Source organism: Paenibacillus algorifonticola (assembly GCF_000971975.1).
Lineage (GTDB): Bacteria > Bacillota > Bacilli > Paenibacillales > Paenibacillaceae > Pristimantibacillus > Pristimantibacillus algorifonticola.
Map to the genome: position 1 here is coordinate 110,718 of NZ_LAQO01000003.1, position 26,714 is coordinate 137,431.

At 43.7% G+C, this 26,714-nt stretch carries 26 protein-coding genes and 2 pseudogenes; 24 read left to right on the forward strand and 4 right to left on the reverse strand.

The window, feature by feature from the left end; translation table 11 throughout:
* Positions 1-26 precede the first annotated feature (26 nt).
* Positions 27-1,223 carry an MFS transporter gene (locus WH37_RS12445; protein ID WP_046230914.1) on the forward strand — a complete coding sequence of 399 codons (1,197 nt, stop codon included), beginning with the start codon at positions 27-29 and terminating at the stop codon, positions 1,221-1,223.
* A 324-nt stretch (positions 1,224-1,547) separates the two neighbouring features.
* Here WH37_RS12445 and WH37_RS12450 read toward each other — a convergent pair whose 3' ends face one another.
* Positions 1,548-2,567, reverse strand: coding sequence for a zinc-dependent alcohol dehydrogenase (locus tag WH37_RS12450; protein ID WP_231594213.1), 1,020 nt, complete (start codon positions 2,565-2,567; stop codon positions 1,548-1,550).
* Between the two features lie 288 nt (positions 2,568-2,855).
* On the opposite strand from WH37_RS12450, the gene WH37_RS12455 reads away from it, so the two are divergent.
* The 6 genes from WH37_RS12455 to WH37_RS12480 all read left to right on the forward strand — a co-directional run bounded on the left by WH37_RS12455 (position 2,856) and on the right by WH37_RS12480 (position 9,575).
* Positions 2,856-3,527, forward strand: coding sequence for a response regulator transcription factor (locus WH37_RS12455; protein ID WP_046230915.1), 672 nt, complete (start codon positions 2,856-2,858; stop codon positions 3,525-3,527).
* Positions 3,524-4,591: a HAMP domain-containing sensor histidine kinase gene (locus tag WH37_RS12460; RefSeq protein ID WP_046230916.1), complete on the forward strand. Its 1,068-nt coding sequence runs from the start codon at positions 3,524-3,526 to the stop codon at positions 4,589-4,591. The genes WH37_RS12455 and WH37_RS12460 overlap by 4 nt, the downstream gene beginning before the upstream one ends.
* 175 nt (positions 4,592-4,766) lie before the next feature.
* A complete protein-coding gene (locus tag WH37_RS12465; RefSeq protein ID WP_046230917.1) occupies positions 4,767-5,300 on the forward strand; it encodes a hypothetical protein in 534 nt (177 codons plus the stop codon).
* Positions 5,301-5,593: 293 nt separating this feature from the next.
* Positions 5,594-7,045 (forward strand): methyl-accepting chemotaxis protein, encoded by a 1,452-nt coding sequence (locus WH37_RS12470; protein ID WP_046230918.1) that lies wholly within the window; start codon positions 5,594-5,596, stop codon positions 7,043-7,045.
* Between the two features lie 307 nt (positions 7,046-7,352).
* Entirely contained in the window at positions 7,353-8,615 is a 1,263-nt protein-coding gene (locus WH37_RS12475) for a cytochrome P450 family protein (protein ID WP_046230919.1), read from the forward strand.
* A 63-nt stretch (positions 8,616-8,678) separates the two neighbouring features.
* Positions 8,679-9,575: an alpha/beta hydrolase gene (locus WH37_RS12480; protein WP_046230920.1), complete on the forward strand. Its 897-nt coding sequence runs from the start codon at positions 8,679-8,681 to the stop codon at positions 9,573-9,575.
* Between the two features lie 220 nt (positions 9,576-9,795).
* Here WH37_RS12480 and WH37_RS12485 read toward each other — a convergent pair whose 3' ends face one another.
* Positions 9,796-10,395 carry a TetR/AcrR family transcriptional regulator gene (locus tag WH37_RS12485; RefSeq protein ID WP_046230921.1) on the reverse strand — a complete coding sequence of 200 codons (600 nt, stop codon included), beginning with the start codon at positions 10,393-10,395 and terminating at the stop codon, positions 9,796-9,798.
* Between the two features lie 233 nt (positions 10,396-10,628).
* On the opposite strand from WH37_RS12485, the gene WH37_RS12490 reads away from it, so the two are divergent.
* The 9 genes and pseudogenes from WH37_RS12490 to WH37_RS12525 all read left to right on the forward strand — a co-directional run bounded on the left by WH37_RS12490 (position 10,629) and on the right by WH37_RS12525 (position 16,275).
* On the forward strand, positions 10,629-11,282 hold the full coding sequence (locus tag WH37_RS12490; protein WP_052736945.1) for a thioredoxin domain-containing protein: 654 nt from the start codon (positions 10,629-10,631) through the stop codon (positions 11,280-11,282).
* A 117-nt stretch (positions 11,283-11,399) separates the two neighbouring features.
* Positions 11,400-11,574: pseudogene (locus tag WH37_RS37370) on the forward strand (oxidoreductase); the annotation flags it as partial.
* A gap of 50 nt (positions 11,575-11,624) precedes the next feature.
* Positions 11,625-11,909 (forward strand): hypothetical protein, encoded by a 285-nt coding sequence (locus WH37_RS12495; protein ID WP_046230922.1) that lies wholly within the window; start codon positions 11,625-11,627, stop codon positions 11,907-11,909.
* Positions 11,910-11,973: 64 nt separating this feature from the next.
* Positions 11,974-12,301: pseudogene (locus WH37_RS36395) on the forward strand (beta-L-arabinofuranosidase domain-containing protein); the annotation flags it as partial.
* Between the two features lie 66 nt (positions 12,302-12,367).
* On the forward strand, positions 12,368-12,730 hold the full coding sequence (locus tag WH37_RS36400; protein ID WP_231594228.1) for an SDR family oxidoreductase: 363 nt from the start codon (positions 12,368-12,370) through the stop codon (positions 12,728-12,730).
* 91 nt (positions 12,731-12,821) lie between these two features.
* A complete protein-coding gene (locus WH37_RS12510) occupies positions 12,822-13,235 on the forward strand; it encodes a cupin domain-containing protein (RefSeq protein ID WP_046230924.1) in 414 nt (137 codons plus the stop codon).
* A gap of 273 nt (positions 13,236-13,508) precedes the next feature.
* Positions 13,509-14,081 (forward strand): TetR/AcrR family transcriptional regulator, encoded by a 573-nt coding sequence (locus WH37_RS12515; RefSeq protein ID WP_046230925.1) that lies wholly within the window; start codon positions 13,509-13,511, stop codon positions 14,079-14,081.
* A 212-nt stretch (positions 14,082-14,293) separates the two neighbouring features.
* Positions 14,294-15,433: an NADH-dependent flavin oxidoreductase gene (locus WH37_RS12520; RefSeq protein WP_046230926.1), complete on the forward strand. Its 1,140-nt coding sequence runs from the start codon at positions 14,294-14,296 to the stop codon at positions 15,431-15,433.
* Between the two features lie 371 nt (positions 15,434-15,804).
* Positions 15,805-16,275, forward strand: coding sequence for a GNAT family N-acetyltransferase (locus tag WH37_RS12525; RefSeq protein WP_046230927.1), 471 nt, complete (start codon positions 15,805-15,807; stop codon positions 16,273-16,275).
* 196 nt (positions 16,276-16,471) lie between these two features.
* On the opposite strand, the gene WH37_RS12530 is transcribed toward WH37_RS12525, so the two are convergent.
* Positions 16,472-17,746 (reverse strand): stalk domain-containing protein, encoded by a 1,275-nt coding sequence (locus WH37_RS12530; RefSeq protein WP_046230928.1) that lies wholly within the window; start codon positions 17,744-17,746, stop codon positions 16,472-16,474.
* 453 nt (positions 17,747-18,199) lie between these two features.
* On the opposite strand from WH37_RS12530, the gene WH37_RS12535 reads away from it, so the two are divergent.
* Complete coding sequence (locus tag WH37_RS12535) at positions 18,200-19,366, forward strand: glycoside hydrolase family 5 protein (RefSeq protein ID WP_046230929.1); 1,167 nt, start codon at positions 18,200-18,202, stop codon at positions 19,364-19,366.
* Positions 19,367-19,652: 286 nt separating this feature from the next.
* Here WH37_RS12535 and WH37_RS12540 read toward each other — a convergent pair whose 3' ends face one another.
* Positions 19,653-20,540, reverse strand: a complete 888-nt coding sequence (locus WH37_RS12540; RefSeq protein WP_046230930.1) for a LysR family transcriptional regulator — start codon at positions 20,538-20,540, stop codon at positions 19,653-19,655.
* Positions 20,541-20,651: 111 nt separating this feature from the next.
* On the opposite strand from WH37_RS12540, the gene WH37_RS12545 reads away from it, so the two are divergent.
* The 7 genes from WH37_RS12545 (at position 20,652) to WH37_RS12575 (ending at position 26,687) form a co-directional block, all read left to right on the forward strand.
* Positions 20,652-22,037, forward strand: a complete 1,386-nt coding sequence (locus tag WH37_RS12545) for an MFS transporter (RefSeq protein ID WP_046230931.1) — start codon at positions 20,652-20,654, stop codon at positions 22,035-22,037.
* Positions 22,038-22,224: 187 nt separating this feature from the next.
* On the forward strand, positions 22,225-22,641 hold the full coding sequence (locus tag WH37_RS12550) for a MarR family winged helix-turn-helix transcriptional regulator (protein WP_046231119.1): 417 nt from the start codon (positions 22,225-22,227) through the stop codon (positions 22,639-22,641).
* 72 nt (positions 22,642-22,713) lie between these two features.
* A complete protein-coding gene (locus tag WH37_RS12555; RefSeq protein ID WP_046230932.1) occupies positions 22,714-23,370 on the forward strand; it encodes an ABC transporter permease in 657 nt (218 codons plus the stop codon).
* A 9-nt stretch (positions 23,371-23,379) separates the two neighbouring features.
* The gene (locus WH37_RS12560) at positions 23,380-24,285 is read left to right on the forward strand and encodes a glycine betaine ABC transporter substrate-binding protein (RefSeq protein WP_046230933.1); all 906 of its coding nucleotides are present in this window, start codon (positions 23,380-23,382) and stop codon (positions 24,283-24,285) included.
* A gap of 20 nt (positions 24,286-24,305) precedes the next feature.
* Entirely contained in the window at positions 24,306-25,076 is a 771-nt protein-coding gene (locus tag WH37_RS12565) for an ABC transporter ATP-binding protein (RefSeq protein ID WP_046230934.1), read from the forward strand.
* Complete coding sequence (locus WH37_RS12570) at positions 25,073-25,699, forward strand: ABC transporter permease (RefSeq protein ID WP_046230935.1); 627 nt, start codon at positions 25,073-25,075, stop codon at positions 25,697-25,699. The genes WH37_RS12565 and WH37_RS12570 overlap by 4 nt, the downstream gene beginning before the upstream one ends.
* A gap of 22 nt (positions 25,700-25,721) precedes the next feature.
* On the forward strand, positions 25,722-26,687 hold the full coding sequence (locus WH37_RS12575; protein WP_046230936.1) for a zinc-binding alcohol dehydrogenase family protein: 966 nt from the start codon (positions 25,722-25,724) through the stop codon (positions 26,685-26,687).
* Positions 26,688-26,714 lie beyond the last annotated feature (27 nt).

The following is a 26,714-nucleotide window of genomic DNA, read 5'->3' on the forward strand; positions in this document are numbered from 1 at the left end:
AACCTGCTCTAGAGGAGGAAAGAACAGTGGAACGTCTATGGACGAAATCGTTTACGCTAATGACTATAGGAAATCTATTCTTATTTAACGCCTTTTATATGCTGTATCCGACGATGCCGCTATTCATCACACAGATGGGCGGCAATGAATCGCAGGTTGGTCTGGCGATGGGGGCGTTTATGCTGGCTGCCGTTATTTTTCGGCCGCTCGTCGGTGGGCTGCTGGACCGATTCGGCAGGCGCCCGTTTCTGATCTGGGGGCTGATTCTCTTCATCGTGGCGATGTATATGTATAACTGGGTTGGGGGAATTGTCGTTCTAATGGGGCTCAGAATTTTGCATGGGATGAGCTGGGCCGTTTCCACAACCGCCACAATGACGGCGATTACGGATATGATCCCAGCGGCTCGCCGCGGCGAGGGAATGGGGTGGTTTAGCACGTCCATGACCTTGGCTATGGCCATCGGCCCGCTGTTCGGCATCTGGGTTACAGAGAACCAGTCGTACAGCGCTTTGTTTTTAATCGCCGTCTTCCTCTCTGCGGTAGCACTGATCCTGATGCTGGGTGCAAAAATGCCTTTCCGGCCGCAAACGGGCGTTCGAAAAATCGAATTGTTCGAAAAATCGGTCTTGCCCATTGCGGCATCAGTCTTTTTTCTGTTTATCGCTTATGGCGGTATTACCACCTTTGTTCCGCTGTTCGCTAAGTCGATCCAGGTCAATTCCGGCGCGTTCTTTCTGGCCTTTGCTGCATCACTTGCGCTCAGCCGTCCCATTTCAGGAAAACTTTCGGATCGGTACGGAGAGATTTTTGTCATTGTACCGGCCCTTGTCATTACAATTGGTGCCTTGATTGTGTTGAGCCTCTCCACCGGTTTGATCGGTGTGCTTGCATCGGCGGTTCTATATGGAATCGGCTTCGGTTCCGCGCAGCCAGCTCTTCAAGCGGCAACAATACGTTTGGCCCGTCCAGACCGAATAGGGGTTGCCAACGCCTCGATATCGACGGCTAATGATCTTGGCATCGGGCTAGGTGCGATCATGCTAGGCTGGGTCTCCCAGTCCATGAGCTACCAGGCGTTGTTCACGGTCAGCGCCGTGTCAGTAGCGTTTTCCTTAATACTTTTCACATTTTTTGTGAAACGATTGTTGAAAAACAAAGAACCGCACCCTCTGAATACGGATCCACTTTCTTCGAAACAAGTTGACGCGGTTTCGCAATAAGCTCGGGCAGTTGAAAGTGAGGAACAATTAATTGGATATGCAAATCGGGATGAAATGGTGCTCGATACGAAGGTTAATGGGCGTATACAGGTCCAAACGGTGCCGGAATTCTAGAAAGGCAAATTCACCGCTGGGATTACAATACGCCTATCGAAGAGTCCGCCAATATCCTGGCCATGAAGCTGGATATTGGCGGTCTTCCTAAATATTTTCAATAAGCCTTAACGATCTCTCCATTGTGGCCATTAACCGATGGCGAATCGATTCGTAAGTAAACTCATTTTCAGCACTCCGTTTCGATTTTTCTCATATAATCAAGAAATGTTATGTTAAATCTACAACCACTTTAACGGTTCCTTTTGCGTCAATGGCTTTATTAAAGGCTTCCTGAACATCATCAAGCTTATATACCTGCGTTATAAGGGTGGACAGCTCACTTTTAAAACTTGTAAGATGCTCTACAACCTTGGAAAAATCTTCGTGAGTATATCCGCTGGAACCTTTAACTTGTACTTCTTTTGACATGACCTGCTGCAGGCTGATCGGCACCTCGGTTTTATAAACCGCAATAATTGAAATTCTGGCTTTAGGTTTAACGATTTTCATTATATTTTCAAACAAAACCGGAGCACCCGCCGCATCTATAAATACATCTACGTCGGGGACTTCAATACCGTAAACGTTCACAGTGCCAAAATGTTCAGCCAATCCCTCCTCAAGTGTCGTTTCAGCTGTGTTTACGGTTAAAGCCCCTAATCCGGCAGCTTTTGATAATCTCCATTCGTCAATGTCGACCACACAGACGTTTTTCATGCCTTCAGCAATCAGACTGGCAGCAGCGAGAAGACCGATAGGACCTCCGCCCATAACGACAATACGATCTTCAGGCTGCGGGTTTGCGCTGAAAGCCCCATGTCGTCCGACGCTCATTGGTTCGATCAGTGAAGCTACCTCTACAGGAACACTTTTATCTATTACATATAGGTTATGGTTAAGTTCAGCCTCTTCGACTAAGACATACTGGGAAAATCCGGAACATTCCAGGGATTTGCGTCTCCCGACTTTTTTTGCTGTAATGGGATTAATACCTACACGCATCCCAATTTCGATCTGGGAAGAAACTTCAGAACCTATTTCTACAACATCGCCAACCATTTCATGTCCAAATTCTGAACCAAGGCTGATTCCCATATTCCCTGCACCGACTTTGACGATATTAATATCTGTACCACATATCCCGCCGCGCAAATTTCTTACGAGTACATCTTTTGGACCCACAACAGGAATAGATTTTTCTTCAACGCGAATGTCATTCTTACCATAATAAATGGCTGCCTTCATCATTTAACTTCACTCCTTATGAATGATTATCGTTCCCCCGCATATGTTTTTCTCATCTGTTAGGTAATAATAGGATTACACTATTTACACTTAACAGTTGTAAGGAGCGATTGAATGACCTAATCATGCAATAGGAATGTTTCAAAGTTGTTAAAATAATGTTTGTGAGATATTAATCAAGAAAACAACGACGATTCATGCAGCATGTAACCATGTTTCTCGACTTTGCTTAAACAATTTTTTAACATCTGCCTATTAGAATTACACTATTCACTCAGAGAGGATGTTTTTATGATCCATATACTTGTTGTAGAGGACGATACAAAGCTTAATCAAATCATTTGCACCTTTCTGTCCAAAAATGGATACAACGCCAAAGGATGCCTGAACCCGCGTGAGGCATATGATTTGATGTATAACCATATCTATGACCTTCTCATTTCCGATGTCATGATGCCGGAGATCGACGGTTTTGAATTTGCAGAGACCGTAAGGGGGATAAATAAGACAATCCCCATTCTTTTTATTACTGCCCGTGACGATATATCCTCAAAACAAAAAGGGTTCCTTGCAGGCATTGACGATTACATGGTTAAACCGGTTGATATGGACGAACTGGTCCTGCGAGTGGGTGCTCTGCTTCGAAGGGCGAATATTGCCCATGAAAAAAAATTGAGGGTAGGAAGCCTGTTGATGGATGCAGACGATATGACCACAACGGTAGACGGCAAGGAGGTTCCAGTGACGGTCCGGGAATTCAACATACTCTACAAATTGCTTTCCTATCCCAAACATACCTTTTCACGTGCCCAGCTTATGGATGAGTTTTGGGGCCTTGAAAGCCAAACCAGCCTGCGTGCCGTGGACGTATATATCGTCAAGCTTCGGGAGAAGTTTTCCTGCTGTGAAGATTTCAAAATCATGACGGTGCATGGACTAGGCTATAAGGCAGTGCTGCAATGAACAAGAATCAGAAACAGGATGTGAGAATTAAGTCACCGCTCTTTTCATGGAAAGAGTTTTTAGGCACTTATTTTTTGTTGTCTACGCTGACTGCGGGACAAGCACTAATCTATAATGCTTATCTGCCGATAGAATACGTTCCGTGGCCATACATTTTCGGGATATCGGGATATTGGATCATCGTTAGCCTCATTTTTTGCCTGGTTACCGCACGACAAAAGTACAAAGCCTTTGATAGACCCATGCGAAAACTCAGCGAGGCGGCGAAGCAGGTAGCAGAGGGCGACTTTTCGGTCTATCTCGAACCCATCCACAGATCGGACAAGAAGAACTATGTAGATGTGATGTTCGAGGATTTCAACAAAATGGTAGAGGAATTGAACAGCATTGAAACGCTGAAAAATGACTTCATTTCCAATGTGTCCCATGAAATCAAGACACCACTGTCTGTCATTCACGGTTACGCCATGGCACTGCAACAGGATGATTTGCCGCCGGAACTTCGGAAGGATTATACGGATACAATCATTTCTTCCACGAATAAGCTGGCAACGCTGGTAGTCAACATACTTAAGCTGAATAAATTGGAGAATCAGGAGATTCTCCCTGTTGCCGAGCCCTACGATTTGTGCAGGCAGCTGTGCGATTGCGCACTTTATTTTGAAAACGCATGGGAAGAAAAAAATATTGAACTTAGGGTGGATATAGAGGATCGTGCCATCATTCACGCTGAAGAGAGCATGCTGGAGATCGTATGGCATAACCTCTTCTCCAATGCTCTAAAATTCACATCTCCCGGAGGAACAATCACCCTAAAGCAGATATCGGATGAAGATACGATTACCGTCATGGTATCAGATACGGGCTGTGGGATGGACGATGAAACGATGAAACATATTTTTGATAAATTTTATCAAGGCGATCCTTCCCATCATGCAGAGGGGAACGGCCTTGGTCTTGCGCTTTCGCTCCGCGTAATTGAATTGGTAGGCGGCGTCATTTCCGTTAAGAGTAAGCCACGGGAGGGCACGACATTTACAGTCAAATTAAAAGTTGAAAAGTGATCGATACGCAGCAGGGCAGCCTGGATTCGAAACCATCGAATTCAGGCTGCTTATTTTATTTAGTGGGAGGATATTAATATTTCTCAAACAATTCATAAGCAAAGTATAAACAATTGACCGATAGGATAGGAACATCGAATGAAGGAAAAACACTTGAAGGAGTGATGGAGAGATCATGAGTGTAATTACAAAAAATGAGAAAAACTTTGTAGGCTATGAGTACAAAGACGTTACGGTAAAACACGATTCAAAGTCGGTGTATGCCGATGGCTATACCCATTTTGGCTGGACGCTGGAAGGCACTTCAAATTCTTTTCAGAATGTTGGCTCCGTGAGCATGAAGTTCAAGCGTAATCGCAAGATCCGCAATAAAGCCGAACTGACCCGTCTTCAGCGACAGTTTGAAGCCTGTGTGACGGAAATCGAAACGTTGGAACGTTCCAAGATTATGGCTGCTTCTGTCGCTGCCTATGTGATCGGTATTGTCGGAACCGCATTCATGGCTGGCTCCGTGTTTGCTTATCTTTCTAACATGCTGTCTCTTTCTGTCATTTTGGCCATTCCCGGCTTCGCAGGCTGGATCATCCCGTATTTTTGCTTCCGCGGTATCCTCAAGAAAAAAACGGACAAGGTAGCGCCTTTCATTGATAAGAAGTATGACGAAATCTACGAGGTGTGCGAAAAGGCCAATGGTCTGCTGGCTAAGTAAAACGTATGACTTGTCGAAAGGAAGATATATATTAAGGAAATATTTGGGATCTCAGTGTTTATAAGCGTGGCGGTGTTTTTCTTTGTCTTCTGGGTGGTTCCTATCTGCTTGTTTGTCTGCGTATGTATGTAGTCGGAGACGCCTTCATTTATGGAGGCTACATTGTATAGGGCAAGAAACGAAAATGGGGGGTATTAAGATAGCAATGTGTTATTTATTTCTGCTTAATATCTGTTTAATCATTATAAAAATCATCAAACAGCAATTTACGTGTCGTTGAGGGGGAACAAACAATGAATAACAGCTTTTTTAAAACGAACACAGAAAAAGTAAACAAAATAATCGTCACTATTTTATGGCTTACTTTGTTATCATTCTGTTTCTTCATTGGCAGCGATCAGGTGAAAACCGAAGTTGTATTCTCGCTGTTACTGGAGCTTGTCACCGCTACCTGGCTGATTTACAAAAAGAAGTCTCCGATTATGATAATGGTCATTTTGATGATCGCCATTTTAAGCTGTACCACCCCGTACGTCGAATCACCCGGTGCGGGCATGCTCATTATGGTCGTTCTCTGTGTGGTTTCGCTGTATATGAATAGGGTCCTGTTATACGGATTTGGAAGTTTATATAATATATCGTATATTGTGATTTATTATTCGACGCATCAACAATTCGATACGACCTTTTTTATGACGATAGGTTTTATAGAACTGACGATTGTGGCTTTATATTTTGTGTGCAAACGAGGAACCGATTTGATCCATGTAGCCCTTCAGAAAGAAGCGGAAGCCCGAGAGCTCGTGGGAGCGCTGGATAATATGGTGGGTGTTATTCGCGAGAACACATCCATGTTAAATACTGATATTGCCAGCTGCAATAACGATATCGGTGCCTTAAAGAATATGAGCAATACGATAACGGCGAACATACAGGAAGTGACGGAAGGGATTCGCGATCAATCCGGAAGCATTACTCATATCAGTGAAATGATGAACAATGCCGATGGGCAAATGTTCGAGATCAATCAAATGTCACACAACCTCGCCGACATCTCGGAAAAAAACGGTCAGGTCGTTCGCCAAAGCTCGGATCGAATTGTCCAAATGGGCAAACAAATGACTATCATCCATTCAACAGTAACAGATTCATTGGCCACCGTTCAGGAATTGAACAAAAGCATGGATGATGTCAATACCTTTCTGTCGGCCATAAACCAAATTTCCGATCAGACCAATCTTCTGGCCCTAAATGCTAATATTGAAGCAGCAAGAGCGGGGGAAGCGGGAGCGGGATTTGCTGTCGTGGCGAATGAAGTCAAGAAGCTGGCACAGGAATGCTCGAATACGGTCAAACAAATTGACGAAATTATTCATACTATCAAAGGTAAAACACAGCTTGTGGTTGAAAAGGCGAACAACGGTAGCGCAGCGGTTAAAGAAGGGGAAGCGATCACTAGTCAAGTGCTTGAAAGCTTTGATAACATCAAGTCTACTTTTCAACATATTGATCAATACATAGCTAAGGAATTGGATATGACTGATCAGATGAGTCTTATCTTTACTCGAGTTCGAAAACAAGTTGATCATATTTCCGATATCTCTCAAAAGCATGCAGCAGCAACAGAAGGAGTGCTGACGACAACACAAGAACAGGAGAACAATATCGATATGATTTACGAATTTGTCGGCAAAATTAACAACTCTAGTATCCGGCTTCAAGAACTGATTGAGAAAAATACTTAACGGAAGATTCTATTTGTTTAATTCACTGCCTTCACTTCCCATCCTTCATCATGACCTATGTTGACAAGAGGAGAGTTCTCCGTTTAATATCAAGAAGAGATTAAATGGAAAGTTATCCACTTAATCTCAATAAAAAGGAGAGGAATGTGCGTAGCGAGAGCCGGAAGCGACCCGTAATTTTTGTCCAAGCCCATGGGATCGATATGTTGATTATCAGCGGTATCATATTGCTGGAGATAGGCGCAGCTGAGATTTAGATGCTGCCTATGTTCTGGAAAGAGTAATCAGTAGCGAAAGGATGGTTGTTATGAATAATTCAGATAAAAACGTATCAGAAAAGGCAGCTGTTAGCCTATTTAGTAGTGACGGTGGTGAAAATCCATTTCCGCTTTTCGGGCAGCTGCGTGAAACGGGAGCTGTTATTCCTATAACTATACCGATGGGTGGAACAGATCGCCAACAATGGGTGGTCACTCGAATGGAAGAAGTGTCTCAGGTACTCAAAGATCATGTCCTCTTCACTGTAGACTCAGCATCTATCGATAGCAGCAACGATTTTGAAAAAGCTTTTGTAGGCAACACGGATCCATCTGCTCCCACTACCTTCTTTACCGGAAAATCGATGCTCTCTGTCGATGAGCCTGATCATCGGCGGTTGCGCAGGCTGGTCTCCAAAGCCTTCACGCCCAAATATATGGAAAGCCTTCGTCCGCGTGTGCAGAAAATTGCTGATGAACTGCTTGATAAGGTGCAAGATCTAGGTGAGATGGATCTTGTCAAAGATTACGCCTATCCTTTACCAATTAATGTAATATCCGATATGCTTGGGATACCTCAAGTAGACCGCTCGCAGATCCATGACTGGTCTGAAGCTATCTCGCACGGTCTGGGTCTTGGAGTGCGAGCACCGGGAGTCGAGGAGCACTTGCGAGCTTTCGGTGAATACACCGCACAACTTGTAGCTGAAAAACGCAAGCATCCGGCGGATGACTTGATCAGCCAGTTAATCGCCATCGAAGAAGAGGGGGATAAGCTGAGTCAACCAGAGCTGCTTTCAATGATTACACTATTGATCTTTGCCGGCCATGAGACTACTTCTAACCTGATTGCTACTGGGACATTGATGTTGTTTGATCATCCGGAGCAACTGGAGAAGCTCAAATCTGATCTCAGTCTGACTCCTTCGGCTTTCGAAGAACTGCTTCGCTTTAATGGACCAGCTACTATCTCGGGACCTCGATATGCTACTCAAGATACTGTACTCGCTGGTCAGCAGATTAAAAAGGGAGATATGCTCATTCCCCTATTAAAATCAGCAAATCGGGATGAACGCCATTTTGAACAATCAGAAGAACTCGATATAACTCGTACAATTAATCGTCATCTTGCTTTCGGTCATGGCATCCATTCATGTTTGGGCGCACCATTGGCTCGCGTGGAGGGAGACATTGCGTTTAAGACCCTGCTCAGACGTATGCCCAACTTGCGACTCAGCATTCCTCGGGAAAATATCATCTGGAATTTCGCGCTGAGTTCACAGAGTTTAGCTGCCTTACCAGTCGCTTTTTAGAGGGAAGACTGCATAATTAACAAGAGGAGAATCACTATAGAAAGAAAAATGGAGAGATAAACAATGGATAGAAAACAGCAGCTTGAAATGGCACAAAAATTGCGTGAAAATGTCGTTGGCACGGGTTCTGCACTCCAGCCGAGTTCAAGCTTCCCTATACAAAGGCAAGAGGTCATCGTTCCTACCACTGCTGGTGATACTCGTGTCCTGATATATACACCGGAGTCTATTTTGTATGGCCCTCTACCTGTATACATCAATATGCATGGGGGCGGTTTTATCTTCGGAAAAGCAGAAATGGATGATCCCTGGTGTCGACTGATCGCCCATCGTGCCGGTTGTATCGTAGTAAATATTGATTATAGCCTTGCTCCTGAGCATAAGTTCCCGACCGCCGTTCATGAGTGTTATGACGTTGTAAAGTGGGTCCATGAGCATCCGGAACAATTTTCAATTAACTCAGCGATCATAGCGATTGGAGGACATAGTGCGGGAGGCAATCTTGCTGCCGCTGTGTGCTTGTTAAATCAACAGCGTGGGAGCGAACTTCCGATTGTGTTTCAAATTATAGATTATGCACCGTTGGATTTAGTAACTGATCCTGCTTTAAAACCAAGCTTCGAGGAAGCGATCCCGGCGGAAATAGCAAAAAAGTTTAACTCCATGTATCTTGAGTCTTCTGAAGATGCTCGTAGCCCGCTTGCTTCGCCTATTTTTGCAGATTCACTTCATGCACTCCCGGAAACATTAGTTATTACTGCTGAAAAAGATTCACTTGCTGCAGAAGGAAGAGAATATGCAGAAAAGTTAAAACAAAACGGTGTGAAGGTACTTCATAAACAGTATGAGGGAGCAACTCATGGATTCACTCATTATGGTGATTTAGCCGTCGCAGAAGAGGTCTGGCACCTCATGAGTGACAAGCTGAGAGAGGCTTTCTCAAATGCGCAAAAAGGTTAGGCAGTAGGGTCACAAAATAAAGCTTATATGCTAGAGCCCGAGCATAATTATCAGACGGCAAATCTGATGTGAAAAATCAACCCTTTCGTTTTAAGTGATGAAGCGAATGGGTTGATTTTTCGTTGGGCATCAGTAACATTTCATTCATGTTCTTGTCCGTCAAAGTCAATTGTTCTTGTATGAACAGGCTATTCGCATTTAACCATGCTAACCATGCGTATTAAGTAAACGTCTGGCACAACTGCTCCAAAATTCGGTCCTGCGAGTTGCCTCGCACATTTCTTTGAAACAGATACGAATCGCTGCTCAGGATGGTCAGCAGCATATCCACTTGGAATACGCTGTCCAACTGGGACTGTCCGGTTTCTGCCTTCATTTCTTCAAAAAGTCCAACTAGCAGCTCGTGAAATTCATCATATAGAGGACTTCTCGTTTTGGAATGAGAGCCTTGGTAGGAGGAAGAATTCTCGACGCCTGCAAGCAGCTGCGCATTTTTCTCTCTGAACTGGATGAACAATGCAAGCAGTCCCCGCAATCGTTCAGTCGGAGGCCGAGATGCGTTTTCCTCCAGGTATACTTCAATATCCTCAAATAACAGAACCACGTTATCTTTAATTAAGTCCATGCACAACTCACTTTTATTGCTGTACCGACGATACAGCGTTCCCGTTCCTATCTGCGCTGCGGCGGCGATTTGATTCATGCTGACCGGCTCGACACCGTGCAGCTCAAATAACTGGAAAGCCGCAGCCAAAATACGCTGTCTGTTCTCGGCGGCGTCCCGGCGTTCGGAGCGGAAGGTTGTCTTCGCTTGATTCACTGTCCATCACTTCCCATTCGTTGTCGGCCCTCTTCTTAACAGGGTAGAATTCTCCGCTTAATATCAAGAAGAAGATAAGTGGAGAAAACTCCACTTAATATTAATAAATAAAAGAGGACTGTGCAACCGTGCCGGATCACCAGATTAGCCGATTTGGTTTTTATTTGTGTATGATTAAATGCTCATGTGTTGATCTTTTTAAGAGTATTAATCAAACGTTTAAGAGGTGGAAAATGAAGAAGCAGCAAAACGTAGTTGTTAACACATCTGTACTCATTGTTATATTTGTAGCCCTGTTCGCTATCAATCAGGTAACAAAAAACAAAGATGAAGCGAATGAAACTGTTACTGAAGTACCATCTACAATGGGACAGCCTGTAATGGGAGTATTAAATGCTACAGTTTCTATTGTTGAATTTGGGGATTACAAATGTCCATCTTGTAAAGCATGGGGAGAGCAGGTTTGGCCGCAACTAAAGAAAGAGTATGTTGATTCAGGGAAAACATCATTCTCTTATGTTAATGTATTATTTCATGGAGAGGAATCAAAATTAGGTGCACAAGCTAGCGAAGCCATATTGAATAGCGATCCAGAGGATTTCTGGAATTTCCATAAAGCTTTGTTCGATGAGCAGCCGGAAGATAATCATGACGGGCTTTGGATAACAGAAGAAAAATTGTTAGAGGTTGCAAAAGCCTCAGTTCCCGCTCTTGATGAAGAGTTTTCGCATTCGCAGCTATGCTCCTGCTGCGGCTATAAGCACAAAGAGGTAAAAGACTTAAAATTGCGAGAATGGGACTGCCCAGCATGTGGAGCGCACCACGATCGGGACATTAACGCAAGCCTGAACATTCTTGCCGAAGGCAAAAGACTTCTTGCTGTGTAATCCTTACACGAACTGTCGGAACGACAGGGTTAGCTTGGTACATTTCTCTTCGTTAGAAGGGACGACCCAAGAATCTCGTGACTTTAGTCATGAGAGGTTCAACAAGGGGAAGAAATTGGGGAAGTTTGGCGGAACCGGTATGATTCTTTGGAATTATTCACACCACGCTGGTACAGTTCCTTACCGGGATTACCCTTAGAAGGTTATTCCGAAGGATATTACAAAAGATGAGATTGCTGATTATTTACAAGACTACGTAAGGACATTTAAGATTCCGGTGGATCTGCGTACCAAGGTGGTCAACATAGAAAAAATTCACCAAAGCTTTAAGGTGAAAACAAAGTGAAGCCACGGGCGTTACAGGTTATAGATAATCACTTTGTATTTGAAGACAAAAGCCGCATTCCATTCGATAACATCATTTGGGCAACAGGATTTCAATCGAATTATAGCTGGGTTAGTATTCCTGAAGCATTTAACGATGATGGCAAACCTATACATAAGCGTGGGGTTAGTGCAGTGAATGGTCTTTATTTTCTTGGACTTCCTTGGCAAAACCGACGAGGATCAGCATTGATCGGCGGGGTAGGGGAAGATGCAAAGTATTTGCTTAATTACTTTTCATGATTGAAGATACATTAATAACACTGTAGATGTTTATAGCTGAGTTTCTGAGAAAGCGCAAGTTGACATTCATGATAACTTCTGGAAAAACTATTCGTTGCTGGTTCGTAATACCGTCATTCCTTATCAATGGAAGCACTAAACGATAGGATAGAAGGAGCAGTGCCAAGTTATGTGATTCGCAACTTCAGGATTGCGGCAGGCTTGGAGGAAAGTGAATTTGGCGGCTGGATATTTCAGGACAGTGATCTCTATAAATGGTTGGAGGCGGTTGCCTTTTCGCTCAGTCATCATCCGGATCCCGAGCTGGAGGAACTCGCCGACGGCGCTATCGCTCTGATCGGACAAGCTTACATGAAAATGGCTATTTGAATACTTACTATACGATAATGGAAGAGCTTGCAGCATTTGCGCTTAAAGAGTTTGGCAAAATCGATGTACTCGTCAATAATGCCGGAGTCATGCCGCAATCGTTTCTTCATAAGTTGAAAATTCTTTCCTCTATTGACGGGCATAATGTATATGCAAGCGGCACGGTATATTGCGCGACCAAGCATGCAGTAAGAGCGATCACGGAAGGTTTACGTCAAGAGGAAGCGATGAGTGGTACAAACATCCGTACAACGAATATCTCACCCGGTGCAGTCAGTAAAGAATTGACAGAGGGAATCACAGATGTAGAGCTAAAACAAGCATACGATGAGCTGTATAAAGGAGCAATTAAAGCGGAAAGTATGGCTCGCGCAATTGCTTTTGCGATAGAAGAGCCTGAGGATGTTGCAATCAATGAAATGATTATTCGTCCTACACGACAACAGGCGTAAGCAAGAAAGTACTGCTGTCATCTCAATTGATGAACGCAGCTTTTCTTTATTTACGATTAACTACATTAATTTTGACGAGGAGAATAACGAAATGAACAAAGCAAATCAGTTATCTGAAAGTGTAATCTTCCCGAAAGGTGAGAAAATAACGAATAACTATTTCATAGGGGGCGCCTGGCTTGAAATGATTGTTCCTTATGATACTACTTTCAATTTGCCGATAGGCAATGTGACGTTTGAACCAGGCGCAAGGAATAACTGGCATAAGCATGCCGGTGGCCAGATTTTGCTTGTTACTGGCGGCACAGGATATTATCAGGAAGAAGGCAAACCGGCACAGGTTCTGCATTCAGGAGATGTAGTAAAAATCGATCCGGATGTGAAACATTGGCATGGAGCTACAGCAGACAGTTGGTTTACCCATATTGCGATAAGCACAAACATCCAAATGGGAGACAACGAATGGTTGGAACCCGTAACGGATGAAGAGTATAGCAAGTTATAATAAGGTGACGAGTACGAAAAAATTCATGATCGTTACGGATGTAAAGCATGGATTTGCGGCAGAATTACGATGGAGGAAAACTTTACTTTAGGCAATGGTAGGAATCCGTCTGCAGCCGTTCCGATGGTCAACGACAACTGCGAGCTTGTCGGTATTTATATGATCTAAGTTTGGTCAATCAAAATGAATAAAAGGGAGTCCGAGAAATTGGGCCCTTTCATTTGATGAGGCTTTCGAGTTGACTTTGATCGAACGTTCTTTTATTATAGGCGCATGAGACATAAAGATGAAAATAAAAGCGAGAGCATTTTTAAAGCAGCGATCCACCTGATAAATGAACATGGTTTGTCTGAAACTTCGATGTCCAAGATCGCGAAAAAAGCCGGTGTATCCGCTTCAACGATTTACGTTTACTTTGAAAACAAGGAGGATATGCTGAATAAATTGTATTTGAGTGTCAAAAAGAAGATGAGTCTAGAAGTGTTTTATAATTACGATGACTCGATCTCATTACAATCAGCTTTCGAACATGCGTTGAGAAAGTTTATAAATTTTATTGTGACCAATAAAGAAGAATTTTTATTTATTGAGCAATTTTCAAACTCACCTCTTCTTCACAAGTTATCTCTAAAAGAAGGAATAGAATTGTTTGAGCCGATTTTTAGCTTGCTTGAAAAAGGCAAGAGTCAAAATATTTTCAAACAAGTGGATACGGGCCTGCTCCATATGTTCATGTTTAACCCATCCATGCAATATGTGAAAGAATATTTTGGCGGTCGAATAGAGTTGAAACAGGATACCTTGAACGAATTAATTCAAATGACCTGGGATGCTTTAAAAGCTTAATTCGAGACTTTCAGAGGGAGCAACATTCTAGAAAGACGGATAACAAATCCCTCTGATTTTAAAAGCTTGATTTTAATCGAACGATCGTTTATTATAAAAACAAACAAGCGAGTCATAAAGAAGTAAAGGATAATTTCTTTTTGAATAATAAACGAACATTCGATTTTAATTCTAAACAATTATCAATAAATCTAATGAAAAGAGGACCAAAAATGAATTCGAAATACAATCAACTTTTCCAGCCCTTCACGTTTAAAAACGGTATCACGATTAAGAACCGCGTCGTTATGGCTCCAATGACAACATGGGCAAGCAACGATGATCTAACGACCTCCGACGAGGAAGTCAGCTATTACCGCAAAAGAGTTAGCGGGGTTGGACTCGTTATAACAGGGTGCACGCAGGTAACTCCAAATGGGCAAGGCTTTACGAACGAATTTGCCGCTTACGACGATTCCTTTATTCCGAGTCTGCGAAAACTTGCTGAAGCTGCGAAAAGCGGCGGCGCTCCTGCTTTACTTCAAATTTTCCATGCTGGTAATAAAGCTTTGCCGGACCTTGATATCGTAAGTGCTAGTGCAATGAAAACAGAAGCTACGGCTTTTGCTCCTAGCGTAGAAGCAAGAGAGTTATCTCACGAGGGAATTTTATCCATTATCCATGCCTTTGGCGAAACTACGAGAAGAGCGATCGAAGCTGGATTTGATGGTATCGAAATTCACGGAGCACATGGATTTTTAGTTCAAAACTTCTGGTCACCAATGACAAATCAACGTACCGACGAATGGGGCGGCACCCTCGAAAATCGTTTGCGGTTTCCAAGTGTACTTATTGAGGAGATTAAAAGTGTCATAAAGAAGCATGCACAAAAACCATTTATTTTAGGCTTCCGTATTTCCCCAGAAGAATCAAGAGAAGGGGGCCTGCGAATGAAAGATACGTACGAATTAATCGAGCGGCTTGTTCAACTGGATATCGATTATATTCACGCTTCGTTGGATGACTTGTCTTCGAAACCGATTGACAGCGAAGTTGACAAATCAAGACTTGAATTGATTCTCGATAAAGTAAACGGAAGAGTACCGGTAATGGCTGCAGGCTCTGTCAAAACACCGGATGATGCCCTTAAAGCTCTAGAAAAAGGATTACCGCTTATGGCGATTGGACATGCGCTGGTCATGGACCCTGAGTGGGTCCAAAAGACTGAAAATGACCGTGAAGCTGATATCGATATGGAATTGAAAGTCTCTAAACTCAGCCAGCTCGAACTGCCGGTAAAGCTTTGGAATGTCATTCAGGCGATGCCGGGCTGGTTTACGATCAACAAAGAAGACAAGCACTCTAATTATTGAATGTAGGAAAAGCCAGAGGATAGCAAAGTCAGCGGTTAATTAAAAGTGTAGTTAAGCCCTTATACGTTTAAAATCCTCTAGAGATATTCGGCTCTAGAGGATTTTTTATTAAACACCTTTACGGTTTACAGGGTAGATGTATCAATGACGAATCGATAACGAATCGATAACGTACATCGCTGCTGAGGATACGCTCATTAAACCTTTGTCGCTTACTTGTCAGCCAAAGCAAATTTTACAATAGCTTTTCAATCTATTTGCTTATCAAAAAATTCAATCGATGGAGCAATTGACGCTCAGGATCGTTCGTGATAATTTATATAAATCACTATAAAACCAATAAATCCAATGAAATAAAGGGGTTTTTAAAAATGTCGTCTATCGTGCTTGCTGCTGCTGAAGATGTACGAAGCAAGGATTCCGAGCAATTAATCAAGGAGCTAAGCGAAGAACTAGGATTGTTGTATGGTGGTGATGGGACGGCAGGATTCCAGCCATCCGACGTGGAGGCACCGCGATCAGCCTTTATTGTCGCCCGTCTGGACGGGTACCCTGTAGGCTGCGGGGCAATCAGGCCCCTTGATGATACATCAGTGGAGGTCAAGAGAATGTACACACGCTCAGATTTCCGCCGCAAAGGCGTTGCTCAGGCGATCCTGGCCGAAGCGGAGCGTCTTGCACTCGAATTCGCCTACAGCAATCTGAAACTGCAAACAGGTCCCAAGCAGCCTGAAGCGGCGGCGCTTTATGAAAGAGTAGGATACTATCGGATACCGATTTTTCATGGGGATTGGGATGAGGTACTTGCGTTTCAAAAAGATCTGGTGCTCAAGCTCGTTTGATCTCATACGCCCTGCATTCGGCCAAGCTATTTTGGAGCATGGAACGCAGCCGCTTGTCATTGTGATCGTACATCTCCACCTAAAGTAATTGAACCGAAATCTCCTTTATTCAATCGAATGATACAATATGCTGAATCAGGAGATTCGGTTCAATGAATGGCAAATGATCAAATAGAATTTAGGAATTAGTGTATTCTTATTCTTTTACAACTGAGGTATTCACAGCGCTTTCCATCTGATCGTTATAGGCACGGAATAATCCTAGACGCCAGAAAGCGGCTCCTTTTAGATCATAACGCTTGGCAAGACCCAGCTTGTCATTGATGGAAGAGGGCGTTTCACTGCTTAGGCTGATGCCGAGCAGGAGCTTTTGCTTAGGAACACCGGCATCGAGTGCAAGTTGAATCGCCTGATCTACAAGACTATTAGGTTCGGGTACCTGTGATTTGGTGCCGACAGGATTATACTGATAAGCCATAAGGATGATATCATCTGCCATGGAAGCAAGAGTCTTGTAATCGTAGCCTTTATAGGCACTATTTAATGGTGGCACTGCTAACGATAGGGAGATGTCATTTGGCAGGGAAGCCTTCAACTGCTTAACGTAATCGTTCAGCAGCTTCTGCTGTTGCACAGCATCCAGTTTATAACCCAATCCTTCAAAATCAAGAACAATCCCGCCGAATCCGTTCTCTACAACGGAAGCCGTTATGCCCTGGATGGACTTCTGGCGCATGCTGCTGTCACTCAAAACCTTGGTTAGTTCACCGTTTCCATCTAAAGCATAAACCATAAGGTACGGCTTAATGTTCTGATTCGCTGCATTCGCCACAATGGATTGAGGGGTAACGTCGCCTGCCGCTGCAGGAAGCCGATACTCGTCACCCTGAAGTGTAAACTGACCCTCGCGATCGATACGACTCCAGCCAAAAGCTACGGAGTTCATGGATGGAACTAGATCCCGCTCCTGAAAGGATTGTAGGGCATAGAAGGCTCTCAAATGCATTTCGCGCTGTGGTGATAGAAGAGAAACTGTACGTGTTGTCTGATTCCAGGCCACAGCGACTCCGAATTGGCTGCTGAACGAACTGAGAGGAATGAGCACACGTCCTTCAAGCTGGAGCGGCGCAGCCGCCAGCTTCACTTTTTTTCCATTTACGGTTGCCGTAGTGCTTCCCACTTGAAGAAGCACCTCAGTTAATTGTCCTTTAAGACTGCCTGCCGCTTTGACCGTTTGCGAACTGCTGTTCCATGTGATATGGATTCCAAGGGCTTCTCCAACCGTCCGGAAGGGGACGTAGGTAACCCCTTTGTCTATCCGCGGGGCTGCATCAAATTGCAGCGGAACATTATCCAGCGTGACCGATATCGCAGGTGCAGCATAGACATCACCGGTATTTGGGGTGGTTCCGAGCAAGGATAAGGCAAGAAGGGTGGCAGCAACTGTTTTTCCTACTCGTTTATGGAACATGCTACGTTTTCCTCCATCTCATTGAATAATAGTGAATAGTAGAATTTCAGCTCATTGAACGGGAATCTAGCATACATTAGTATAGCAAAATTTTAATATAGTTCCAATTAAATGATATCATACACATAAAGTAGAGAAGAGTAATATCGAAGTGCAGCTATCCGTGATATCATAAGAAAAAGAGGGTTTACTGCAAGGTGTATGCTTCTGAGTACACTTCTATTAAGTGTGTAAGCATAACAAGTAGAATATTGGCTTAAGTAATAAGTAAAGATATTCATTTTCTTACTACATCCACCTTGAGCTCAGTATTTAAATGCTCAGATTTTGGAGTCAATTCAGAAATTACGCTGATTATCCGATATATTCAAAGAGCGGGTAATTGCAAGCGCGATTTAGCTGCGAAGCTACACACTGCGCGTTAATCACGGATAATAAGAAAGGGAGGATCGGATGAAATGGATAGGAACCTGCCTGTTGCTCGCGGCCGTGTTCGTCTCGAGCATTGGGGCGACTGCTGCAGGCAAGCCCACCTCGTCTTTGGGCTATTACCACACGTCAGGCAACCGCATCGTCGATGCGCAGGGCAAACCGGCTCGTTTCAACGGGGTGAACTGGTTCGGATTTGAGACGGAAAATTTTTCTCCCCACGGCTTGTGGACGCGGTCGATGGACAGCATGCTGGACCAGCTTGCAAAAGAAGGATACAACTTGCTGCGAATTCCGTATACGAACGAAATGCTGCTTCCCGGTAAAAAACCAAGCGGGATCGACTATGCGAAAAATCCCGACCTGAAGGGGCTGACGCCGCTTCAGCTGTTAGACAAGCTCGTTCAGAAGGCGGAAAAGCGTGGTATGAAAATCATTCTTGACCGTCACCGCCCAACCGCCTCGGGGCAAGCGGAGCGATGGTATACACAATCGGTTCCGGAAAAGACATGGATTAAAGATTGGTCGATGCTGGCAAAGCGCTACCTGGCCAACGACACAGTGATCGGCGCCGATTTGCATAACGAGCCGCACGGTTCCGTATGCTGGGGCTGCGGCGATTCAGCCAGCGACTGGCGGTTGGCTGCGGAACGGGCGGGCAATGCGATTCTCGCTGTTAATCCGGACTGGCTGATCATTGTGGAAGGGGTGGACACAAATGTAAAGGGACAGAGCGGATCCTATTGGTGGGGTGGCAATCTGAAGGGTGTCCGAAAATATCCGGTCCGGCTGAAAGTGCCAAACCAGCTCGTTTACTCACCGCATGATTACGGCCCGGGTGTTTCGTCGCAGCCGTGGTTCACCGATCAGAAATTTCCCGCCAACCTGCCTGGCGTGTGGGATGCTAATTGGGGCTACATCCACAAGGAGAAAATCGCGCCGATACTGCTCGGGGAGTTTGGCGGCCGCAGCGTCGATTTGGCATCGAAGGAGGGCAAGTGGCAAAATGCGCTTGTCGACTACATCGGAAAAAATGATCTGTATTGGACATACTGGAGCCTCAATCCGAACAGCGGAGATACCGGCGGGTTGCTGTTAGACGATTGGCAGACATGGAACAAGCCGAAGCAAAAAATGCTTGCCAGGGTCATGAAGCCTGTGAACGGCGGCAAGTCGGCCGCTCCGAAGTAGACAGCTGGCCCGACGGCATCGATGCCGACTGCAGGTTCGATGGTGCCTGCGAGCGGCGGAACGGACTTGACCGAGGGACTCGCTGTCCAATAATGGGGAATCGAGAAGTAGCTTCTGCAATCGGTCGAGGACCTGCGAGGCGGCCGAACGGCTGCATGCGGATTTTTCCTTGCTGGATTATCTGCAAGCATAGTATATTGTGCTGTTTCAAGGTTTTTTCCTTGTTGAAGGTGCAGCAAAGAAGCCGAACGGTCTAAAAGCCGGCTCGGCTTTCTTGTTAGGGGAATTAATATATTTCTTTGGACATTGCACCGAAATAGTCTATAACAACTCTGCGAAACTCAAGAGCCGCTTTCGAAATGTACCTGCTTTTGTGTGACAATAAAGCAATCTCCCGCACCAGTATATGATCCTCTACTTGGAGATATTTAATGCGTTCTTGTGGATTTCTTGCTGTCCTTGGTATAAATGCGAGACCGATTTCCGCTTCCACAAGTGCGGTTAATCTTGCAGGTTCATCTCCTTCGTATACATACTTGGGCACAAAACCGACGGATTGGCATTTGGAGTCCACCAGATCACGAACACCGTACCCTTTCTTTACGCCCACAAACCACTCGTCCTTAAGCTCTGCTAACGTTATACTGCTTCGCTCCGCATATCGATGACTAACGGGAACGGCTACAACGATGGGGTCTGCAAATAGTATTTGACATTCTATATCATCAGCTTGGATCGGAGGGGAGGACAGACAAAAATCGACCTCTCCTCGATGAAGCAGCGTGGACATGTCCCGTAAGGTTACCATTTGTACATGAAATTTAATATGCGGCTTGTTTTTCCGAAATTCCCGCAGGATGCCTGGCAATGTGCTTGCCGTGGTCACCGCGAGTTCCAGGGTACCCTGTTCCGGACTGGAGAGGTCAGCGATTTCCCGCTTTCCTTGTTCCAATTCAAATAAGGCTTTTTCGGTTCGGCGAAGAAATGTTCTTCCGAATTCGTTTAGTCGAAGCTTTCTCCCCATTCGATCAAATAAAGGAGCTCCCAGATCGTCCTCTAACCGCTGTATCGTTTTGCTCAGTGAGGATTGCGTAACATGCAGCTTTCCCGCAGCTTCCGTAACATGCTCGCAGCGGGCGACTGTCAGAAAATATTGTAGTTGAAGCAGCTCCATTTCACATAACTCCTTTATTCCTTCTAGTTCATTAAATCATAACATAAAATGCGTTGGAAAGAATAACGCGTTTCAAGTATGATGACAGCAGGACAAGGAGATGTGATCAAAATGAACGATCGAAATAAATGGTTGATGATAGCTGTTGGAATGGGAATCATGCTGAACCCACTAAATTCCTCCATGATTTCTGTTGCCATAGCAAGATTGCAAAATGTGTATCAACTTGATTTTACAGACGTTTCATGGATTATTTTTTCGTTCTACATTGCGAGTGCTGTCGCTCAACCCGTTATGGGCAAGTGTAGTGATTTGTTCGGCCGCAGGAAGATATTCCTTACCGGTCTCGTTATCGTCTTCGTCTCATCCATGTTAGCTCCGTTATCACCCAGCTTTTCGTGGCTCATCGTATTTCGAATCGTTCAATCGATTGGCACAAGCATGATGGTTGCGGTCGGAATGGCGATTGTAAGAATTTACGTTACCGAGAAGCAAGCAGCTGCATTGTCCGTCCTGGCGATATTCCTGTCCGGAGCAGCAGCGATCGGCCCCTTTATTGGTGGTATATTGATTCATTGGTGGGACTGGCCTAGCATCTTCATTGTTAATATTCCTTTTGTAACCGCAAGCTTTTTATTTGCCTGGAGAACAATCCCCAAGGACGAGCCAATCGAATCCACTTCTGGCGAAATGTCCATTCGGAAATGGCTAGGGTTGATTGATACCCCAGGCATCCTGTTGTTTACGGTAGCTTTGGTGGCTCTGCTGATTGCTTTACTTTCGGTCAAATCAACCGGATATCTTTCAACATGGAATCTTATGATAGGGGGGATAGGCTTTATTGCACTAGTGATTTTTATACGACACGAATTAAAAACGTCATCACCTTTTATTCCATTGCGGACCTTCGCTAAATATCCCGCAATGACTTGGGTGAATGTGCAATTCATGCTGATTAACATTCTGTTTTACTCTCTGTTTTTTGGCATACCGTCTTATTTGCAGCAGGTACGCCATGTCAACGAATTTAATACAGGAATTCTCATGCTAGCTCTGGGCTTGTGCTCACTTGTCATTTCTCCTCTTGCTGGACGTTGGATTGACAAATCGGGGTCGCGGCCAGCTTTGATCGTAGCTGCAGTGTTAATGACCTTCGGGTCCATATTGATCGTGCTATTGGATGAAAATTCACCGGTCGTTATTGTAATCCTGACTTTAGCTGTATTTGGTATAAGCAACGGGTTGAACGGTGTCGGCATGCAAGCGGCCTTGTTCAAGAGCACGCCTAAAGAAATGATCGGTGTCGCATCGGGGATTTTTAATACATCGAGATACCTGGGTACCATTTTATCGTCATTGTTGATTGGAATCGTCATGGGAGATACGTTCAGTGCTATAGGATTCCAAATGCTCGGAGTCATCCTTACGGTACTGGCCACATCCTTGATCATCATGAACTTGCGAGGCCAGCGATCATCGGAATCGCAAGCTGTATGAAGAGCAGAGACGTATGATGAAATTGCATGAATTTCTCCCATTTTCAGAAAACCGTCAACTCCGCAACTGGAATTACCAGTGAAGAAGAACTGGATATGAGCAATATTAAAATGCTGATCAGATTGACTGATTTAAGAAACAGTAGCTGTACTTGACAAATGTTTTATATAAAACTAAAATGAAATTCATGAATGAAACATACATTTTATCTTTAGTTGGTCGCATACATCGTCATGGTAATCGGTTCATAGAAAGTGAGTTGCGAGAAAGAAATATAAGGGATATTGCACCATCACATGGTGATATCTTGTTTAGACTTTATCAGCAAGAAAGCCTCACTATGCATGAGTTATCCAAGCTGATCGACCGAGACAAATCAACTGTAACGGTTTTGGTTGATAAAATGGTGAAAAAGGGATACATCCGAAAAGAAAAGGATCTAAACGATACTCGTGTATATCGGCTTACTCTTACAGAGAAAGGTTATGATCTTAGAAAAGTTTTTGAAGAAATATCAGAATCTCTAATAGACAAAATATATAGTAAGTTCACTATTGAGGAAAAAAAACATATAATAGAACTTCTTCGAAAGATCGAGTTCTAATTTTTTTGACAAAATAGTTTTATATAAAACTAAATATGCGATGATCTTTTGAGTATAGAGGGGGGAGGCACATTGAGCGTCAATTTGTGGATGCAAATATCGGATTATTTTTTCAATAACTCAAACGACTATTGGGTTTCTGTAAAAGCACATATGGAGATTAGTTTTTACGCACTATTGTTGTCTGCATTAATTGGGATTACTTGTGGACACCTTTGTGTGAAGCATAAGCAATACGAAAGATGGATTGTATCACTATTTCAAGTTTTGCGAATTGTTCCGAGTTTGGCTGTTCTCCTATTATTAATCCCGATTATGGGGACAGGGACTGGGCCAGCAATGGTCGCATTAGTTTTATTAGCAATTCCGCCAATTCTTATGAATACTGTTGCAGGACTAGAAGCAGTTCCTCCATTTTTGCTGGAAGCAGCTTACGGAGCAGGGATGTCAGATCGGCAAGTATTATGGAAAGTCAAATTCCCTCTAGCTGCGCCAATCATGCTTACCGGAATTAAGACGGCAGCGATCGAAATCATTGCAAGTGCGACATTGGCTGCCAAAATCGGTGCGGGTGGACTTGGAGGTATTATTTTCACAGGCTTAGGCCTTAATCGAATGGATTTGCTGTTGGTTGGCGGCATTTCGGTTGCCATGCTTTCGGTCGCAGCTGGGTTGTCATTTGATCTGACGGACAGATTTTTGTTCAAATATAAATTCGTTAGAAAGTAGGGCTTGAAAATGAGGAAGAAAATAAAACCATTCTCTGTTTTAGTGATAATTTTGGTATTGGCACTCATGATAGCAGCGTGCGGAAGCAACAGCACCAACCAAAGCAACAACACAACGATTCGCATTGGAACAAAGGATTTCACGGAGAACTTAATTGTTGGAGAACTGTACGCATTAGCTCTGGAAGACGCCGGGTATCATGTGGAAAGAGTCCCCAGCATTGCAGGATCCGTTATTCATACTTCACTCGTGAATAATGAAATCGATATGTATCCTGAATATACGGGTACGGGTTTATTGGCTGTATTAAAGATGGATCTCATCACCGATCCTGATGAAGTTTATAAGACGGTGAAAGATGAATATGAAAAACAATTTCAAATCACCTGGCTAAATTACTCTCAAGCCAACGATGGGGCGGGACTTGTTATTCGTACGGATGTGTCCAAAAAGCTTGGTATTACCACCATTTCAGATTTGCAAAAGCATGCAACCGAGCTTAGATTTGCCTCGCAAGGTGAAGTTGACCAACGAGAAGATGGAATTCCGGCATTAGAAAGAGTATATGGAAAAATGAATTGGAAATCATCGAAAGTGTATGATAATAGCTTGAAATATACGGTGCTCAGCAATAATGAAGCGGATGTTGCGCCAGCTTATACAACGGAAGGCCAATTAGTGAATAAGGATGTATTCACCTTATTAGAAGACGATAAACGTGTATGGCCGCCTTATAATTTAGCTCCCGTTATTCAGAACACTGTATTAAACGCTAATCCTAACCTTGCAGAAATAATCAATAAGATAAGTGCGGCATTAGATACAGATACCATTACAGCACTCAATGCTAAAGTTGATGTGGATAAAGAGGAATACGAAGACGTTGCCAAAGCGTTTTACGAATCGATTAAATAAGTGGTTTCATGGAGGAAAACATGTCTCTTACAGCGATCGAGTTCAACAATGTAAGTAAAAAATACTCACAATCCGGAGATTATGTGGTCGATCATGTGAGCTTGTCGATCTATGAAGGGGAGTTCGTCACGATTTTGGGCTCTTCAGGGTCCGGAAAAACGACACTATTGAAAATGATAAATCGTTTATATGAGCCAAATGAAGGGACGATAAAGCTCTTTGGTGAAGACATTACAACGGTTGACCCTGTAAAGGTTAGACGTCGTATTGGTTATGTCATTCAACAAGTGGGGTTATTTCCACACATGACCATAGCTCAGAATGTCGCGATAGTGCCAAAGCTTTTGAAATGGAATAAATCTAAAATTAGTACAAGAGTAGATGAATTGTTATCGCTTGTTGGGTTAGAGCCACAGGAGTTTAGAAATCGCTATCCCTCTCAATTATCAGGTGGACAACAACAAAGAATCGGATTGGCTCGAGCTTTGGCGACGGATCCCAAAATTATGTTGCTGGACGAGCCCTTTGGCGCAATCGATGCCATCAACCGGTTGAATTTGCAGGATGAGCTTTTGAGGATACATGGCGGGTTAAAGAAAACCTTTCTTTTTGTAACGCATGATATCAACGAAGCCTTTAAACTCGGGACCAGAGTCATGATAATGAACAAAGGTCGAATATGTCAATTTGATACACCAAGCCATATTGTGAAAAACCCTGCAGATGATTTCGTATCGTCACTCATTTATTCCTCAAGAGAGCAAGAGCGTTTCTGGGAGGGTTTAGATTGATTGAATATGCCATACGCCACTCTGAGAAATGGGTTAAGGCACTGCTGGAGCATTTGGAAATGTTAGTGGCTACTATGATCATTTCAGTTATACTAGCTGCGATCTTAACGATGGCAGCCATGTCTTCGAAAATCATTTCAAAAATGCTGGTTCATGTATTCTCGGTGATTTATTCCATCCCTAGCTTGGCGCTTTTCGCTATAATGATTCCGGTAACTGGATTGGGAAAAGGGACAGCCATTATCGTTTTAATTATATACAACCAATATTTATTATTGCGTAATTTTATCACGGGTTTAAATGAAATTGACCCATCTATTGTTGAAGCAGCTACTGGCATCGGAATGAGCAATATACAAGTTCTGTTTCAGGTCAGGCTGCCGTTATCCATAAAAACACTATTTACCGGAATCAGACTTGCAGTCGTGTCTACGATCGGCATGGCAACAATCGCGGCATTCATCAACGCGGGCGGATTAGGCAGCATTTTGTTCGATGGACTTCGTACAATGAATGTTCACAAAATTTTGTGGGGCAGCTTGTTGTCCGCTGGATTGGCGATCGGCGCCAATGCTTTATTGCTTCAAATCGAGAAGAAAATATATAAATTCAAGTTAGACTGATTCTGGAAGGAGGGTTTTAACGATGAAAGCAATTGTTCTTGAAAAACCGTGTGCACCTCAGGATTTGGTTGTGCGTGAAGTGCCAAAGCCCGATGTGATGCCAGGCTGGGTACAAGTCAAAATAAAAGCGTTTGGTATTAACCGTTCGGAGATGTATACAAGGCAAGGTCATTCTCCATCCGTTAAACTGCCACGAGTAATTGGGATTGAATGTGTGGGTGAAATAGAAGATCCTTCCGATAGCGCTTATAAGAAAGGGCAGCGTGTTGTGTCTTTGATGGGAGGGCTGGGACGTGAATTTGACGGCAGCTATGCGGAATATACGATAATTCCCTCATCCCAAGTATACCCTGTTCATAATGAGATGGACTGGGCCCAGCTTGCCGCGATTCCAGAAATGTATTATACAGCTTATGCCTCGCTATTTGATTGTCTCCGAGTGAACGAAGGTGAAACGTTGCTGATCCGTGGAGGAACCAGTTCTGTAGGCCTGGCCGCCTTGCAGCTTGCCAAGTGCGCCGGTGCAACTGTTATATCGACGACCAGAGATAAAAATAAAGTGGATTTTGTTAAACAGACTGGTGCGGATTATGTACTGCTGGATGATGAATCTTTAACCGAACAATTATTCGCCATTGCGCCAAAAGGTGTAAATAAAATTTTGGAGCTAGTGGGAACTACTACATTGAAACATTCACTGTCGCTCGTTTCAGAGTCTGGCATCTTATGTATGTCGGGGATATTAGGGAATGAGTGGAAAATGGAACGTTTTGAACCATTGGTTGATATTCCGACAGGCGTTTATTTTACGGCTTTTACAAGCGAACTCATAAAAGAAAACCTGCTTGTAGATTTGTTTAATTATATCGAGAAGCACAAGATCAAAGCACCGATTGCCAAAATATTTTCATTGGATCAAATCCATGAGGCACATCTTTTGATGGAAAGTAATCATGCAAGCGGAAAGATTGTTATTATCAATCCGTGATTTACTAAAGAGCAATTTATATCTGGA

Excerpts from the sequence above, each read along its gene's own strand:
- WH37_RS12450 (WP_231594213.1), bottom strand. The coding sequence starts at position 2,567 with ATGATGAAGGCAGCCATTTATTATGGTAAGAATGACATTCGCGTTGAA.
- WH37_RS12455 (WP_046230915.1), top strand. The coding sequence starts at position 2,856 with ATGATCCATATACTTGTTGTAGAGGACGATACAAAGCTTAATCAAATC.
- WH37_RS12460 (WP_046230916.1), top strand. The coding sequence starts at position 3,524 with ATGAACAAGAATCAGAAACAGGATGTGAGAATTAAGTCACCGCTCTTT.
- WH37_RS12465 (WP_046230917.1), top strand. The coding sequence starts at position 4,767 with ATGAGTGTAATTACAAAAAATGAGAAAAACTTTGTAGGCTATGAGTAC.
- WH37_RS12470 (WP_046230918.1), top strand. The coding sequence starts at position 5,594 with ATGAATAACAGCTTTTTTAAAACGAACACAGAAAAAGTAAACAAAATA.
- WH37_RS12475 (WP_046230919.1), top strand. The coding sequence starts at position 7,353 with ATGAATAATTCAGATAAAAACGTATCAGAAAAGGCAGCTGTTAGCCTA.
- WH37_RS12480 (WP_046230920.1), top strand. The coding sequence starts at position 8,679 with ATGGATAGAAAACAGCAGCTTGAAATGGCACAAAAATTGCGTGAAAAT.
- WH37_RS12490 (WP_052736945.1), top strand. The coding sequence starts at position 10,629 with ATGAAGAAGCAGCAAAACGTAGTTGTTAACACATCTGTACTCATTGTT.
- WH37_RS36400 (WP_231594228.1), top strand. The coding sequence starts at position 12,368 with ATGCCGCAATCGTTTCTTCATAAGTTGAAAATTCTTTCCTCTATTGAC.
- WH37_RS12510 (WP_046230924.1), top strand. The coding sequence starts at position 12,822 with ATGAACAAAGCAAATCAGTTATCTGAAAGTGTAATCTTCCCGAAAGGT.
- WH37_RS12515 (WP_046230925.1), top strand. The coding sequence starts at position 13,509 with ATGAGACATAAAGATGAAAATAAAAGCGAGAGCATTTTTAAAGCAGCG.
- WH37_RS12520 (WP_046230926.1), top strand. The coding sequence starts at position 14,294 with ATGAATTCGAAATACAATCAACTTTTCCAGCCCTTCACGTTTAAAAAC.
- WH37_RS12525 (WP_046230927.1), top strand. The coding sequence starts at position 15,805 with ATGTCGTCTATCGTGCTTGCTGCTGCTGAAGATGTACGAAGCAAGGAT.
- WH37_RS12530 (WP_046230928.1), bottom strand. The coding sequence starts at position 17,746 with ATGTTCCATAAACGAGTAGGAAAAACAGTTGCTGCCACCCTTCTTGCC.
- WH37_RS12535 (WP_046230929.1), top strand. The coding sequence starts at position 18,200 with ATGAAATGGATAGGAACCTGCCTGTTGCTCGCGGCCGTGTTCGTCTCG.
- WH37_RS12540 (WP_046230930.1), bottom strand. The coding sequence starts at position 20,540 with ATGGAGCTGCTTCAACTACAATATTTTCTGACAGTCGCCCGCTGCGAG.
- WH37_RS12545 (WP_046230931.1), top strand. The coding sequence starts at position 20,652 with ATGAACGATCGAAATAAATGGTTGATGATAGCTGTTGGAATGGGAATC.
- WH37_RS12550 (WP_046231119.1), top strand. The coding sequence starts at position 22,225 with ATGAATGAAACATACATTTTATCTTTAGTTGGTCGCATACATCGTCAT.
- WH37_RS12560 (WP_046230933.1), top strand. The coding sequence starts at position 23,380 with ATGAGGAAGAAAATAAAACCATTCTCTGTTTTAGTGATAATTTTGGTA.
- WH37_RS12565 (WP_046230934.1), top strand. The coding sequence starts at position 24,306 with ATGTCTCTTACAGCGATCGAGTTCAACAATGTAAGTAAAAAATACTCA.
- WH37_RS12575 (WP_046230936.1), top strand. The coding sequence starts at position 25,722 with ATGAAAGCAATTGTTCTTGAAAAACCGTGTGCACCTCAGGATTTGGTT.